This is a genomic window from Laspinema palackyanum D2c (assembly GCF_025370875.1).
Lineage (GTDB): Bacteria > Cyanobacteriota > Cyanobacteriia > Cyanobacteriales > Laspinemataceae > Laspinema > Laspinema palackyanum.
Genome location: NZ_JAMXFD010000005.1, coordinates 1 through 15,910 on the forward strand (window position 1 = coordinate 1; position 15,910 = coordinate 15,910).

Here is a 15,910-nt window from a genome sequence, read left to right on the forward strand (position 1 = left end):
ACTTTATGTTTGATGTTCGGGTTACTCATGAGACTCCTCAAAGATATTTTACCCACTATTTTAGCTTAGACGCGCTACTACTTTTAGATATTGCCCTAATTTCTAATACATTTGTAACCAATCAATTAAACTCACTTGCCGATGTTTGTCCAGTTCTTCAATTCGCTTTTTTTCCTCAGAAATTTGCTCTTGATAGTACCGTGCCCGGTCGGGTTCTTTCGTCAAGTCTGTTTCTTTCCAAAGTTGTAACGCTTGACGACAGCGCTTGTCACAAAGGACTCGTTCAATACAAGCGATCGCCCCTTGAATCATCAGCGGTGGATTGAATAAATCTCGCTGAGACTTTTCATCCAAATGAAACAACTCAGAAACAGGTTTTAAATCCTGATTATTCTGTAAAAAACGCTCTTGCACTTGCGACAGTAAATCCCCAGTTTTATCTTGATATTCAACCTGGATAATTTGCTGCCACAAAAACCGATGGTGGGAGAGACTAAAATCTAAATCTCGCGCATCCAACTCCTCGGCGATCGCCCCGCGATGTTCCGGACAATGCAAATACAACCGCAATAACACCGATTCCGCATTTTGTAACAACCCGCGATCGGCAGAAACTGGAACCTGATCCTGTTGCTTCTCCTGCTCACTCTTACTTTCTTTGCGCCGGATTCGATTGAGTTTTTTAATTAAATCTTGGGCGCGTAAAGCAACTAAAGTTCCATTTCCCTGACTGAGAATTTCCGCACAGCGATTCACATAATACATCCGGGTATCGGTATTCTGAATCTTGGTGAGCAAATTCACCATTTGCTTGGCAATCCGTTGATAAGCATCGGATTGGTTTAAATCATTTCCCTGTAACAATTGTTGCATCTGCCAATCTAACCATAACGGCGCAGTATCCATCAATTGCCGATAGGGTTCGGGACTGCCAGTAGATTTGAGAAAATCATCCGCATCTTTACCATCAGGAATATTGATAATTCTCAGTTGGACTTGTCCCTTATAAGCTAATTCGGCAATTTCACCGATCGCTCGTTCCGCTGCCGTCGTCCCTGCGGCATCTGCATCAAAATTCAGAATCACTTGTTTAGAGTCGGTATAACGCAATAATTGCTTAACCGCATCTAAACTCAATGCCGTTCCCAAAGAAGCAACCGCATTAGAAATTCCCGCCGCATGAAGGGCGATCGCATCAAAATATCCCTCCACCACTACCGCTTTATCTGCCTTAGCAATGGGTGATTTCGCCTTATCCAAAGCATACAAAGTTTTGCCTTTATCAAATAACGGCGTTTCCGGAGAATTGAGATATTTCGGTTGTTCATCGCTGAGGGTTCTCCCCCCAAAAGCAATCGCCCGACCCTGAGTATCATGAATCGGAATCATCAGGCGATCGCGAAAGCGATCGTAATACCCTCCCCCAGTATTTCGCGCCTTAATCAACCCCGCCTCTTCCACCAACTGCACCGAAAACCGTTTTTCTTCCACCAAATAACTATAAAGACTTTCCCATCCTGCTGGTGCATAACCCAATTGAAACTGTTGAATCGTTTCCAGACTCAATTGCCGGTCAACTTTCAGATAATTCAGCGCATCACTGCCTTGGGGTTGATGTAAAGCGTGTTCATAAAACCGGACGGCGATCGCCATAATTTCATAAAGTTCTTCCCTCAGAGAAAGCTGCCGCTGTAACTCTTCCCGCTGTTCCGGTTCAATCGTCTGCACCGGCACTTGATACCGTCGCGCCAGATCCAACACTACCTCAGAAAACGACTGTTTGCCGATTTCCATCAAAAACTTAATCCCATTTCCCCCCGCCTGACATCCAAAACAGTAATACATCTGCTTACTGGGACTCACGGTAAAACTGGGCGACCCTTCATCATGAAAGGGACACAATCCCACCAAATCTTTACCCTGTTTTTTGAGCACAACGCGATCGGAGACGATATCCACGATATCAGCACGTTGGTTGACTTCTTCAATCGTGTCAGGATGGATGCGAGGAAAGTTCATGAGCACAGAATTACAGATTGATTCTTATAATCATGTTAAGTCCTAAATCCCGATTTTATTATAGGGTGATGGGATAAAAACGCTGAGGGTTGAGGAGGAGGTTAAATCTGTGAAAATGATAGGGATTGCGATCGCCGTAATTATCGGACTGTTCATCGCCGTAGAAGTGGCACTCAGACTGCTTTTTGGGTTTGGCAACCCTCCGGTGTACATCCCCGACGAGAAAATCGGGTATCTGTTGGCACCGAATCAGAAACTACGGCGCTTTGGCAATCGCTTCGAGATTAACCCATATTCCATGCGGAGTGCTGCCGTCACCCCAACATCAGACACCCCGCGAGTCTTATTGCTGGGAGACTCCGTTGCCAATGGCGGATGGTGGACGGATCAGGCGCAAATCATCTCCGCCTTCATGCAGCAACAACTCACGGAACGCCTCCCGGGGAATTCCCCTGCGATCGAAGTGCTCAACGCCTCCGCAAACTCCTGGGGACCCCGCAATGAACGCGCCTACCTGGAGAAATTTGGGACCTTTGGTGCCAAGGCAGTGGTGTTACTCATCAATACCGATGATTTGTTTGCAACCCAACCCAGTTCTATACAAGTCGGACGCGATCGCAACTATCCCGACAAAAAACCGCCCTTGGCATGGGTAGAGGTTGTGAGTCGATATCTGTTACCCGCGCCAACAGTGCCGAAGTTACCCGAGGAAAAAGGCGATCGGGTCGGATTTAACCTAGAAGCAATCCATGAAATTCAGCAAATCGTCACTGAGAATCAGGGTAAGTTCCTATTAGCAATTACCCCCTTATTACGCGAACTCGGAGAACCAGGACCGAGAGACTATGAACTCAAAGCGCGCCAACGCCTGCAACAATTTACCCAACAGCATCAAATCCCCTACCTAGATTTTTTAGACCCTTTTAATGCCGTAGAAGAACCCGCCAGTTTATATCGCGACCACATTCATCTTAGCCCAAGTGGCAATGAATTGGTCACGCGACAGATTACCGAGGCACTTGCGCCAATGATGTCATTTTAAGGCATTCGAGTAGGAGTGCAAAAGTGCTGTACTTTTGAGAAATAAATCAGGTTTGTGCGATAACTTTTGCCCGATCGCCCATAATTTAGAAAAGAAACCCGGTTTCTACGAGTTCTGAGTATGGGGTAAAATAGTAATGCTGATGGAAAAAATCCTCGCCTGTCCGGATGAGGAAGAGAATAAAGCAACGAATCCGGCCAAAATGATGAGTACAGGGCACGGAGGCTAATTGGAGGTTAAGACTAACATGACCCAGACTGCGATCGCACTCCCGAGGGAAAAAATTGCTGAATTTTGCCAAAAGTGGAACCTGATAGAGTTTGCCTTATTCGGCTCGATTCTCCGGGATGATTTTAATGAAAATAGTGATATTGATGTCATGGTACAATTTCATTCCGAAGCTCATCCCACTCTGTTTGATTTAGCCCAGATGGAAGAGGAACTGAAAAAACTCTTTCACCGTGACGTTGATCTGGTGACTCGTAAGGGAATTGAAACCAGTCGGAACTATCTGCGTCGCCAAGCGATTCTCTCTTCTACACAGGTGATTTATGGAGCGGGATCTTCAATCTTTGCTTGATATGCTACAATCTGCCGAAATTGTCATGGACTATATTTCGGGGCGATCGCGGCCAGACTTAACCACTGATTTACAATTGCAAGATGCGATCATTCGCCGGTTGTTAATGATTGGTGAAGCCGCAAAACGGGTTTCGGAACCCACTCGTAACAGGTTAACTACAATTCCTTGGTCAGTCATTAACGGGATGAGAAATCGACTGGTCCATGAATATGACGCGATTGACCTTGATGTAGTGTGGGATACTGCCGTTAAGAGTTTACCCCGATTAATTGTAGAGCTAAAAAAAGTAATTCCTTCTGGATAAATAACGTAGTGGGGGTCAAGAAATAGGGTTTTTGAGAGTTAGGGTAAAAAATAGCGCTATAGCAGTGGATATTTAGTAACACAACTGGGTTTTTAGAAGTCTGTCTAGTTTCCGCTTGATGATACTCAGGCAGAGATTCCATAATGGCAAGCAAGATCTCGATGAGGCGATCGCCTGAATAGAACACCATCTGGCCCCTACCCATAAGCCCGGTTTATGGAAGCATTTCTGCATTAAAGATTAAAATTTAATTAAGAAATGCAGGTGTTGATCTCCGCCAGATATTTTATGGTAGGATCTCAAATTAAGTTTACTATTGAATATTTATAATCCGCTAATTTTTCTCAAGTCCAGCCAATCTACCATTACTCAAATGAAAGCCTCTGAAACCAAACTACTCGCCTTCATTAAAAAGTCCCCGCAGTTCGTTATCCCGATTTACCAGCGGACCTACTCCTGGACAGAAAAAGAATGTCGGGAGTTGTGGGATGACATCATGCGTACTGGCGCAACAGATGAAATTACTTCTCACTTTTTTGGTTCTATTGTCTATATTGAAAAAGGACTTTATCAAGTCTCCAGTCAGTCTCCACTCCTAGTTATTGACGGACAGCAACGCCTAACTACAGTAACATTACTAATTGCAGCCTTGGCTAATGCCCTTGGGGATGCTGAACCCGTGGAAGGTTTTTCCCCGCGTAAATTGCGAAACTATTATTTGCTTAATCCAGTCGAGGATGGAGAAAAATACTATAAGCTGATTCTGTCGCAAACTGACAAATCCTCCCTGATTGCGATTCTCAGCGAATCCCCGCAGCCAAAAGACTATTCTATCCGTGTCACACAAAATTTCAAACTGTTTGAGTCACTCATTAAGGAGCATCAGGACAATCTGACGACTGTTTGTAAAGGATTAGCAAAATTACTGGTTGTAGATGTTGCCCTGAGCCGTGGACAGGACAATCCCCAACTTATTTTTGAGAGTATGAACTCCACGGGTCGGGAGTTAACCCAAGCTGACTTAATCCGGAATTACATTCTGATGGGACTTGAACCCGAACTCCAAACCAAGCTTTATGAGCAGTATTGGCGACCTATGGAAGTGGAGTTTGGGCAGGAGGCTTATGGAACACAATTCGATAGCTTTATGCGCCATTTTTTAACGGTAAAGACTGCTGCCATTCCCAATAAAAGTGCAGTTTATGAAGCTTTCAAATCTTATTCAAGATTGCCACAAATTGCTCAGGCTGGTGTGGATGCATTAGTCAAGGATATTCATACCTTTGCTCGGTACTACTGTGCAATGGCTTTGGGCTATGAGCAGAATCCGAAACTTAAACTAGCCTTTCAAGACCTGCGAGAATTAAAGGTAGATGTAGCTTACCCATTCCTATTAGAGCTTTATCAAGATTATGCTTCCGGTGAATTCTCTGAAACAGATTTTGTGCAAGCAGTTAGACTGGTGGAATCTTATGTCTTTCGCCGTGCTATTTGTGGAATTCCTACCAGTTCATTAAACAAAACTTTTGCTAACTTTACGAAGGCTCTCAAAAAAAATAATTATCTCGAAAGCATTCAGGCTCACTTTCTGCTACTGCCGTCCTACCGACGCTTTCCTAATGATGATGAATTTAAGCGAGCGCTGCAAACTAAAGACCTTTACAATGTTCGCGATCGTAGTTACTGGCTTCGACGCTTGGAAAATCATGATCGCAAAGAACGAGTAGTAGTAGATGAGTACACGATTGAACACATTATGCCCCAGAATGAAAATCTTGCTCCTGCATGGAAGACCTCACTGGGTCCAGACTGGCAACGCATTCAAAAAACTTACTTGCATACCCTAGGAAATTTAACGCTTACTGCATACAACTCGAAATATAGTGATAAACCCTTTGTTGAGAAGCGTGATATGGAAAAGGGCTTTAAAGAAAGTCCCCTGAAGTTGAATAAAGGGCTGGGACAGGTTGAGCAGTGGGATGAAAATGCTATTCGTCAACGAGCAGAGCAACTTTCTACAATGGCCCTGGATGTTTGGATTTCGCCAAAATTGGAATCTGATGTGCTTGATTGTTATCAATCCAAGCCCCAGCAATCAGGTTACACGATAAAAGATCACCCCTATCTGTGTTCTGGAAAAATGGCAGAACTTTTTAAAGCCTTTCGCAAGGAAGTTCTTGCCCTTGATCCGGGCGTAACTGAGGAATTTCTGAAGATATACGTTGCTTATAAGTTAGAGTTTAACTTTGTAGATGTTGTCCCACAAGCTAAGCGGTTACTAATTTCCTTAAATATGCGATTTCCCGAAATTAATGATCCCAAGGGAATTTGCCGAGATGTATCGGCTTTGGGGCGCTGGGGTAACAGGAATGTTGAACTGGGTCTAGCATCTCTTGATGAATTACCCTATGTTTTAGGGTTAGTGAGGCAATCCCTAGAAAGACAAATGGGAGACGCAGAGTAATCGAAATGGATAATTGATAATTATCCATTCCCTACGGGCTGAAACTGCGCCATTAACCAGGCTCCAACTTGGGATTGGTCTTGGTTGCGACTTCGTTGCAGCGCTTGGTCTAGAGTCGCTATCTCTAGTCCTGGAAATATCAGAGATACATCAATTCGCTGACTCCCCCGATCGCTCATTTGATATGCCAACACCTCCCCTGTTTCCACCTTCACAATCCAATATTCAGCAATCCCCACCTCTTCATAGAGCACTCGCTTCACCGTGCGATCGTCCAACAGGGATGATTTTGCCACCTCCACCACCAAATCCGGTACCGGATACTCTTCCAGATTCACAATGTCAGTGCCGTTGGGGATGGCGGTTGCTTTGGTGCCAACGTAATACGCTAAATCCGGCTGAAATTCGACATAGCCTGGTTTGCGGAAGGAACAGTTGTCTAATTCTTTAAATGCGATCGCCTTCAAAATGCTGTACAAATTAACAGCCAGGGAAATCACACTATGGTTTGTGCTGTGGTCAAAGCCTACAGATAGTTGCATTTCTAATCGCATTCGCCCATTACTATAATAGCCCTTGGATTTGACGTGGGCGGGGTCATCCAAAGCACTCAGGTACTCATTCCAGGTGGCAGGAACCCAGGTATCACTGGCTATTAGATTACAAAGTGGATTCATGCTCATCATCCCAGAGGAAAATCTATATCTATTCTATGTTAATCATGGTGTTTAAAGTTGACAACCTGTAGCACCTGATTCCCTACTAGAAAAAGGTAAGGGGAGTTCAGTTCATCGGGTTTGATTCGGAAGTTGTTATAATACATCAATCCTGATTAGCAATTACCAGGACTATGGTTCAAACTCCTATCTCCTCTGATATTCTCTACCCGGACTCTGATGGTAAGCCGATCGCAGAAAATACTCTGCAATATCGCTGGATTGTGCGGTTAGTCACTAATCTCAAGCAACTCCTCAAGGAACAAGTTGCCTTTGTTGCGGGGGATTTACTGTGGTATCCGGTTCGGGTAGAACGTCCTCCGGCACCCTGTCAAGCGCCGGATGCGATGGTGGCGTTGGGTCGTCCGGATGGCGATCGCGGCAGTTATAAACAGTGGGAAGAAGACAACATTGCCCCCCAGGTGGTGTTTGAAATTCTCTCACCCAGTAATACCATGATTGAAATGGCTGCGAAACAAAATTTTTATGCACAGTATGGTGTGCTGGAAATGTTTTTTTATGACCCCCAATCTCATAATTTTTGGGGGTTGCATCGGGCAACGGTGCAAGATAGTTTAAACTTTATCGCATCCCAGGATTTACCCTGGACTTCTCCCCTGTTGAATATTCGCTTTGAAATGTCTGCGGATGGTTTAGCGGTGTATCATCCCGATGGGGAATTGTTCAAGGAACCCGGGGAGTTGTTTGAGGAACGCGATAAGGCACAACAAGAACGCGATCGCGCCTTTGCGAAACTGCGGGAATTGGGAATTGACCCCGAAACCCTTTAAATGATGCCTGTCACGGGTTTTAACTCTATTTCACCCGCCCAAGACTTAGGAAATAAACGGGGTTGCTGAGGGCAAGCAACCCCTAAATTATGCTGAAATTATGGCTTCTATGGGAATAATTACATCAGGAAACGCTAGAGGAGAAATCTCTCCCTCTTTGAAGGTCATTTTCGACCCATAATCCCGTCCTCTGGGTTGACGGTAAACAATTAATTCCGCTGTTTGGAGATTCACTAGCCAATATTCGGGGATTCCGGATTCGGCATAGATGTGATATTTTACCCGGGGGTGAGAAACCGGGTTTCTGCGATAACTTTTGCTTCATAACCGAGATTTGGGTTAGAAACCCGGTTTCTGTTGCTGGGGGTTAGAAACCGGGTTTCTGCGATAACTTTTGCTTTATAACCGAGATTTGGGTTAGAAACCCGGTTTCTGAATTGAGGTTAACTGGAACTGCTGGATATCAGCTTAGAGGGTGTACTCCGCCAGAGTAATTCTAGTTTGTTTCCGGGGATGGTTAAATATAAAACATCTCCTACATCTAAGGAAGTTTCTAATAAATTCCATCCATGAACTGTCCCTTCTTGGGTTTGAATATATAACGGAACAAAATCTGCTTTCATGGCGGATTCTTTGACGGTTTGATGATAGAATGGATGGGCGGGGGTGATTAAGGTGGCGATCGCCACCCAGAGACTCCCGGCTGTCATGCCATTGCCCAAAATCCGTCCCCCGATCGCAGCAGCAGCAAAGGCAGGTGCGGCCATTTCTGTGGGATTCAGGACGCGCTCAAAGTCGAATACTTGTTGTACCATTAAGGCAAAGCGAGGGTCCTCACTTCGGACCACAACGGGCAGTTGCGGGACGACGCCTTTGGCAGTTAAGGCAATTTCTAAGTTAGTCATGTCATTGCTGGTAACCGCTAACACCGCTTCGGCTTTTTCAATATTAGCGGCTTTTAAACTAGCAGGTAGGGTGGCATCTGCCTGGATGATGGGAATTTTTAACCCTTGTGCGGTACTCAGAAAGCGGCAGTTGGGATCGCGATCGATGACGACGACATCATATCCATTGGTATGCAGTTGCTCGATCGCCTTGATGCCGATATCTCCCAGTCCGCACACGATATAATGATGGCGATGAGGGATTTGGGGTGTATCCCAGAGTTGTCTAAATCGGCTCCCTAGGATAAAATCATTGAGGAGCGCATAGCAAATCCCGATTGCACCCGCGCCGACGAGCATCATCATCGCAGTAAACAGTTTCAGAGGAACGGGAGACTGTTCAGCTACGGCTTCATTGCCGCCTGCGCCGGTAATCATGCCGACGGAAAAATACAGGGAATCAACAAACGAGGTATCGGTATTAACAAACGTATAAGTAAAAGTCGCGGTTAAAATTGTGAGTAATAGGGCTAAGAGGGCGAGGGTTGTAGCTTGATTTTGCTGTTGAAATCGTCGCCAATTGCCGAGAGATTCTTGGATCTTCCGCCCCCAGGAACGCCGGTTGTGGCGTTTGTTCAGTTGAGTGGCGACAATCAGGCGATCGCCTACTTCCAAAGTTTTTCCCGCGAGAACCGCCGAAACTAGGTCAATATCAGGATGCTGGGGTAAATAGTATATCAGCATCCGGCGCTGATCTTCCCATAAATCGGCTAACTTGCGCCCGTTCCAGGGATGGCGCTCATCGATGTATTCTTCATGAATCGGCCAAGTTTCATTAAACAGTGTGAGTTGCCCGATCGCCCGACTCCCCATTGCAGCAAAGGCAAAAATGGGCGCAGCTAAGGTGGAGACGCTCATACTGGTATGGTGGGGTAAGGTGCGATCCAAGCGATCGCCTAAACTGCCATTAAACAGCCGCGTAATAATCCGAATCTGAGGATTGAGCAATCGCGCTTGCATCAGGATGGCTAAATTCACCGCATCATCATCAGAGGCGATCGCGATGGCATCGGCATCGCGAATTCCTGCGGCGAGTAATGTTGCCGCCGATCGCGGATCTCCCACAATGATCCCCGTATCTTCTCCAGGAATTGGGCGCTCTCCTACCCCGACAACCGAGGCCCCCTGTTGTCTTAACAAGCCAAAAATTTGATACCCCGTGCTCCCCAGACAGCAAACGATGATTCGCGGTTTCATGGTGACCCCAGCCTAAGATCAGGATTCAGAAAGAATACAGCCAAATTCGCATCAATGTCACGGACTGTAATATTTTCAGTCCCTTGGGATCTAAAAAATGTAGCGCAGGACACCGCCTCTGGTTTTTGCTTCAAAAAACTATCCCACGGATGGAGATGGGAGGCGATCGCCTTCTGGAAAGTATGAGCAATTCCACTCTGGAAAAATGCTCTAGGGTAACAACGGGATGAATACACTAAAAGTGCTTTTAGTGCTTTTGGTACTTTGGGTAGCACTCGGGGTTGTTTTCTCTCTTGCTCTTTGGGTTTTTCTCGGTTTCTTGTCAGTCCGGGTCGGTCTTCTGGGATGCCTTCAATACAATTTATATTAGCAGGAGTGGAAAAAAAAGCGATCGCCACCACTCCCCCTGCGGTTTCCTAGGGGTTGACTCCAGCCAATACAAGCTACACTTAAAAGAATCAGACCTGAGCATCAAGACAGGATAACAGGAATCAGAACATGGATTTCTTCCTCGTTCTTTGGGGCTTCCCTCCCTCATTCGGGTTCAGGACTGATGCACCCGATGGACGATTTAGGAGCTTGTACCGGGCTTAACCCTGAACACAAGTTGCACCTCGCCCGCCAGATTTCCTGGCCGTACATATTGGATTTAAAACTGTTCTAAGGAATCGACTCTCAACTCTAAACTTGAGAATAAATTAGAGGAAAATAATGGCTAATCAACAATGGCGACGGACGGAAAATGTTAGCGGTGATTTTTATGTAGATACCACCTGCATTGATTGTGATACTTGCCGATGGATGGCTCCCGATATCTTTCACCGTGACAATGACCAATCGGCAGTTTATCAGCAACCCCAAAGCCAAGGCGAACGCTTGACCGCTTTACAGGCGCTTTTAGCCTGTCCCACGGCTTCAATTGGGACCGTAGATAAACCCAAAGATATCAAACAAGCCCAAGAGAGTTTTCCCCTGGTAATTGACCGCAATATTTATCATTGTGGGTATCATGCGGAGAGTTCTTTCGGGGCTGCGAGTTATTTAATTCAGAGAGCCGAGGGAAATATTTTGGTAGATTCCCCTCGCTTTTCTCCGCCTTTAGTTAAACAATTGGAATCAATGGGAGGGATTCGGTATTTATATTTAACCCATCAGGATGATGTGGCGGATCATCAGAAATTTGCTGAGCATTTTGGGTGCGATCGCATCCTGCATCATGATGAAATCAATCCCCGGACTCGGGATGTGGAAATTCAGCTCACCGGCTATGAGCCAATTGAACTGGAATCTGATATGTTAATTATTCCCCTTCCCGGACATACCAAAGGTCATACGGTGTTGCTCTATCAAAACCAATTTCTATTTACCGGGGATTGTTTAGCTTGGTCCAATCGACTGAATCAATTGATAGCCTTTCGCGATGCCTGTTGGTATTCTTGGCCGGAATTAATTAAATCCCTACACAAGTTAGAAGACTACTCCTTTGAGTGGGTCCTGCCCGGGCATGGTCGCCGCTATCATGCAGAAAATGCCCAGCAAATGCAGAAGGAACTCCAACACTGTCTCACTTGGATGGAAACCCAACGATAACCGGGCTATTTCAGTCATTGAGGAGGGATGCCAAGAAACTGAGTTTATACCACCCGGAAGGGCTCATTGCAGCAGTCTAAAAAGCCGATTGGTGTTCTTACGGAGGGCTTTCTTTTTAGACGGCTGCAAGGGATTTTTTAGATAGACTGTCTGAGCAACAGGGTGGCATTTTCAGCGGACAAAGGCTTAGAGAAAAAATAACCTTGTCCATCTTCAGACCCCAAGGACTTGAGTTCGGCTAATTGTTCAGCGGTTTCAACCCCTTCTGCGGTGACATCCATTCCCAAACCGTGGGCTAAAGTCACGATCGCCTGAATGATTTCCAAATTTTTACCTTCCGTGCCGATCCGTTGCACAAATGATTTATCAATCTTCAAGGTATCAATCGGAAATTCAGCTAAAAGAGAGAGGGAAGAATAGCCGGTTCCAAAGTCATCTAAGGATAAATGAATATTTCTTTCTTTGAGTTGCCAGAGGGTTTGATTAGCGGATTGGTTATCTTCAATCAGGACACTTTCGGTAATTTCTAGCTTTAAGAAAGTCGGATCGAGACCTGTTTCTTGGAGGACGCGATCAACGTGTTCGACTAAATCGGGTTGTAGAAATTGTTTGCCGGATAAATTGACGCTCATTTTTAATCCGCCGCTTTTACGGAGGGAGGGAAATCGGGTTTGCCATGCCACGAGTTGTCGGCAAGCTTCCCGCAGGACTAAGAGGCCTAAGGGGACAATTGAGCCGGTTTCTTCTGCCAGGGGAATGAATTCGCTGGGGGGAATAAAACCGCGTTGAGGGTGATGCCAGCGCAGCAATGCTTCAAATCCGACTATTTTCCCGTCGAATAAAGAGACGATCGGTTGATAGGCGAGTCTGAGGGAGGTTTGAGTGAGGGTTTCGGCTTCATGGAGTTCTCTGCGCAAATCATTTTCTAACTGTAAGAGTTGCACCGCTTGGTCATGCATCGCCTGATCGAAGATAGCCGATCGCGCTTTGCCACTGCGTTTGGCGCGATACATGGCAATATCTGCGTTCCGGAGTAAATCGGTGCTGACTTCATGCTCAATGGAACTGAGGGCGATGCCAATGGTCACAGTAATAAAGACCGCGTGTCCTTCAAAGGTAAAAGGTGCTTTAAGTTGTTGGTGGATTTTTTCTGCCACCTCGCTAACCTGTTCAATGCCTTGGACATCTTCTAAGAGGATAACATAATGATCGCCTCCGAGACGGGCGACGGTATTTTGAGAATTCACACAGCGTTCTAGGCGGAAGGCGATCGCAATTAAAAGCATATCCCCCACCGCATGACCTAAGCTATCGTTGACTCGTTTAAAGCGGTCAATATCGATAAATAAAACCCCGATTTGCCGATCGCTTTGTCCATTATGGCGGGCGCTGGCTTCCCGGAGTCGTTCCATTAAAAAGGCCCGATTCGGCAGTCCGGTTAAGGGGTCATAATAGGCTTGATGAATGAGTTCTTCTTCCGCCCGCTTGCGATCGCTGATGTCGGTTTGAACCCCAATATAGTGAGTAACTGACCCCCGTTCGTTTTCCACCGGAGACAGACTTAGTTCATTCCAAAATAATGTCCCGTCTTTGCGATAATTGCGTAAGGTGACTTTGCAATCTTGTCCGTTGCGAATGGCCTTTCGCAATTCTTGTAATGCCGGTTGATGGCGATCGCGTCCTTGCAGGAATCGGCAATTGCGTCCTGTTGCCTCAGCGTAGGAATACCCGGTCATTTTTTCAAAACTGGGATTGACGTAAACCACGGCATTATCTTTGTTATACTCAGAGATAACGATGCCATTGCTACTGGCGGCGATCGCTCTTTCAAAGAGTCGGAGGCGTTCTTCTTGTTCTTTGCGCTCCGTGACATCCCGGGAATTGATGACAAATCCCGCGATTCCCGGTTCCTGAAGTAGGTTGCTGCCCACAGACTCTAGGGTAACCCATTTCCCGTTAGCATGAAGAAAGCGAAACTCACTCTCAACAACCCCGCCTTGTTGTTCCAAAGCTTGGTTAAAAAGAGTATAAATCAACTCTTTGTCTTCGGGGTGAATGTAGTTAAACCCATTGTCACCGATTAAATCTTGGGCTTTATAGCCTAGAATTCTTTCTACTGCTGGACTTTGATAGCGAATCGTTCCATCTGCTTCTAAAATGGTAATAATATCTGATGAATTCTGGACTAACGACCGAAAACGTTTTTCACTTTTAGCCAGGGCCTCTACCGCATTTTTCTGTTCGGTAATATTAAAGGCACTCAGGCAAATTCCAATAATCTGATTTCTTTCATCAAAAATAGGTTGGCCGTTAATTTCAAACCAGTATTCGGTCCCGGTATTTCCAACAATTTTCTGCTGGAGTTGGACGGGCAACCCTTGAAGGCATTGATGAAAACTTTGATTGAAAAGTTCCAACCCCTTGTTTGATACATATTCGTAGGCTAAATCTCCGGGATGAATCGTTTTATTCCATAAAATTTTAACAGTTTCCCGAGCGGTTTTATTAACATCTTTAATTTTATAATGGCGGTCAATTAGAACAATGGATTGAGCGGAAGAATTGAAAATAGCCCTTAAATTGGCTTCAGATTCAATTAAGGCCGCCTGAGTTTGCTTCCGTTCCGTCACGTCGGTCAGGGTTTCAATCAACCGCACAACTTGGCCGTTACTGTCGCAGAGAACTTCTCCTTTACTGACAATCCAGCGGAGGGAGTTGGTTTGACTATGCAGGATCCGGTATTCACTTTCATAGTTCGTTTTAGCGGCGATCGCCTGGACAATTGTACGGTGAACCAGGGGCCGGTCTTCCGCTTGGATCGCCTTAATATAACTGGCAATGGTGGGGTTATAGCTGCCCTTTTCGACTCCTAAAATGGCGTGAACTTCATCAGACCAGATCACATTTCCCGATCGCAAATCCCACTCCCAAACTCCCATTTTGGCCGCTTTAAACGCCGCCAGCAATCTCCCTTCACTCTGCTGCAATGCTCGTTGAGTCCGCTGGCGATCGAGTTCTGCCGATGCCTGTCCCGCAAATATACTCAAGACCAATTGGGCACGGTGAACGTCGATTAACGGGCGATCGTCGAATCCACAGATTAACCCGATCGCCTTGCCCTGCATATCCACCAATCGGACTCCCAAGTAGCTACAAGCTTCTAGCTTACCCAGGGGGTTACCCGGAGACAGGTGCGACTTAAAATGATCCTCAATCCAGTCGCTTCCACATTGCAGGACTTTCGCCCAAGGGGTCCCGGGGAGCGGATATTCCAGTTCGCACAATTGCTCATTCAAACTGGAACCTGTCAGTTCGCCTCCCTCCCAGAATGCCCGAACTTTCACCACGGAAGCTTTGTTACCCACCACCTCCCCAATAAAGACGTAGCGCATCCCCAATAATGACCCAAGATAGCAAGCTAAGGCGGGAAAAAACTGCTCTCCCGTGACGGGGGCTTTTCCGTTGTCCAGGGATTGCAGGATGTTCTCGACTTCCTTGAACTCGGTAATGTCTTTGAAAGTTTTAAAGTACAGCAGGTCCTTTCCCACCGTCAATGCCTCAATGGACACACTCACCCAGAAGGGTGTGCCATCGGCTTTCTTTGCCACCAGTTCATAGTTCTTGATGACCCCTTGAAGCTGAAGGGTATCGAGGAGTTTTTTTCTTTCCGTTAAGTTATAATAAAAACAGTCTTCGTGACGATTAATCGGCTCCGTGCCTCGAAAGCCGAAAAGTTCGCGAAAGCAATCATTAACATAGACAATCTTGCCATCCGTAGAATCGGTCAAGGCGATCGGCACAGAAATCCGTGCGGCGATCGCCTCAAACAAACAGTTCGTCCCGCAAATCTCTAGGGAGACGGGTAAATCACTCGACATAGACCCGTCCGGGTTGATGTAACTCAGGGTAGCTTCCTCCTTGACCCGTTGGCGTTCTAGCTTATGTTTGTCCTGATCTTCATTTATCCATTCTATCTCTTTGCTCTGTTCCCCTAAACTCATCCGCGCTCCTTCCCTCTCGTTGGGAAACTCTCGGCCCATCTCATTTAAAAAATTGTATGAACATTTTTTAATTAATCTTAATATTATCTGGGCCTTTTGTAAAACTCGTTTAATTAAAATTCATTAAAGTCCATCGCCTCGGCAGACAGAACTTGTGCCAAGACTTAACAAAAAAGCCCGTAACTCGGTCCAAAAGACACTTCACCTGGTCATTGTTGATAAAAACCCCTGTACTCTCCCAGCCTCTGTACCTAGATTA

At 45.9% G+C, this 15,910-nt stretch carries 12 protein-coding genes; 6 read left to right on the forward strand and 6 right to left on the reverse strand.

What is annotated here, in order from left to right; all coding sequences use genetic code 11:
- Nucleotides 1-102: 102 nt before the first annotated feature.
- Complete coding sequence (gene dnaG / locus NG795_RS08230; protein WP_367288177.1) at nucleotides 103-2,019, reverse strand: DNA primase; 1,917 nt, start codon at nucleotides 2,017-2,019, stop codon at nucleotides 103-105.
- A gap of 109 nt (nucleotides 2,020-2,128) precedes the next feature.
- On the opposite strand from dnaG, the gene NG795_RS08235 reads away from it, so the two are divergent.
- From NG795_RS08235 to NG795_RS08250, 4 genes are all read left to right on the forward strand, one after another.
- Entirely contained in the window at nucleotides 2,129-3,061 is a 933-nt protein-coding gene (locus NG795_RS08235; protein WP_367288178.1) for an SGNH/GDSL hydrolase family protein, read from the forward strand.
- Between the two features lie 247 nt (nucleotides 3,062-3,308).
- Nucleotides 3,309-3,641: a nucleotidyltransferase family protein gene (locus tag NG795_RS08240; protein WP_367288179.1), complete on the forward strand. Its 333-nt coding sequence runs from the start codon at nucleotides 3,309-3,311 to the stop codon at nucleotides 3,639-3,641.
- Nucleotides 3,613-3,948 carry a HepT-like ribonuclease domain-containing protein gene (locus NG795_RS08245; RefSeq protein ID WP_367288180.1) on the forward strand — a complete coding sequence of 112 codons (336 nt, stop codon included), beginning with the start codon at nucleotides 3,613-3,615 and terminating at the stop codon, nucleotides 3,946-3,948. The genes NG795_RS08240 and NG795_RS08245 overlap by 29 nt, the downstream gene beginning before the upstream one ends.
- Before the next feature lie 316 nt (nucleotides 3,949-4,264).
- Nucleotides 4,265-6,412: a GmrSD restriction endonuclease domain-containing protein gene (locus NG795_RS08250; RefSeq protein WP_367288181.1), complete on the forward strand. Its 2,148-nt coding sequence runs from the start codon at nucleotides 4,265-4,267 to the stop codon at nucleotides 6,410-6,412.
- Between the two features lie 20 nt (nucleotides 6,413-6,432).
- Here NG795_RS08250 and NG795_RS08255 read toward each other — a convergent pair whose 3' ends face one another.
- Complete coding sequence (locus NG795_RS08255; protein ID WP_367288182.1) at nucleotides 6,433-7,089, reverse strand: Uma2 family endonuclease; 657 nt, start codon at nucleotides 7,087-7,089, stop codon at nucleotides 6,433-6,435.
- Nucleotides 7,090-7,262: 173 nt separating this feature from the next.
- On the opposite strand from NG795_RS08255, the gene NG795_RS08260 reads away from it, so the two are divergent.
- A complete protein-coding gene (locus NG795_RS08260) occupies nucleotides 7,263-7,919 on the forward strand; it encodes a Uma2 family endonuclease (protein ID WP_367288183.1) in 657 nt (218 codons plus the stop codon).
- An 87-nt stretch (nucleotides 7,920-8,006) separates the two neighbouring features.
- Here NG795_RS08260 and NG795_RS08265 read toward each other — a convergent pair whose 3' ends face one another.
- From NG795_RS08265 to NG795_RS08275, 3 genes are all read right to left on the reverse strand, one after another.
- Nucleotides 8,007-8,189: a Uma2 family endonuclease gene (locus NG795_RS08265; protein ID WP_367288429.1), complete on the reverse strand. Its 183-nt coding sequence runs from the start codon at nucleotides 8,187-8,189 to the stop codon at nucleotides 8,007-8,009.
- Between the two features lie 173 nt (nucleotides 8,190-8,362).
- Complete coding sequence (locus NG795_RS08270) at nucleotides 8,363-10,060, reverse strand: potassium channel family protein (protein WP_367288184.1); 1,698 nt, start codon at nucleotides 10,058-10,060, stop codon at nucleotides 8,363-8,365.
- On the reverse strand, nucleotides 10,057-10,458 hold the full coding sequence (locus NG795_RS08275; RefSeq protein ID WP_367288185.1) for a hypothetical protein: 402 nt from the start codon (nucleotides 10,456-10,458) through the stop codon (nucleotides 10,057-10,059). Before NG795_RS08275 ends, NG795_RS08270 begins: the two co-directional genes overlap by 4 nt.
- A gap of 313 nt (nucleotides 10,459-10,771) precedes the next feature.
- Between NG795_RS08275 and NG795_RS08280 the strand changes: the two genes are divergently transcribed.
- On the forward strand, nucleotides 10,772-11,650 hold the full coding sequence (locus tag NG795_RS08280; RefSeq protein WP_367288186.1) for an MBL fold metallo-hydrolase: 879 nt from the start codon (nucleotides 10,772-10,774) through the stop codon (nucleotides 11,648-11,650).
- Nucleotides 11,651-11,787: 137 nt separating this feature from the next.
- On the opposite strand, the gene NG795_RS08285 is transcribed toward NG795_RS08280, so the two are convergent.
- The gene (locus NG795_RS08285; protein ID WP_367288187.1) at nucleotides 11,788-15,651 is read right to left on the reverse strand and encodes a PAS domain S-box protein; all 3,864 of its coding nucleotides are present in this window, start codon (nucleotides 15,649-15,651) and stop codon (nucleotides 11,788-11,790) included.
- Between the last annotated feature and the right edge of the window lie 259 nt (nucleotides 15,652-15,910).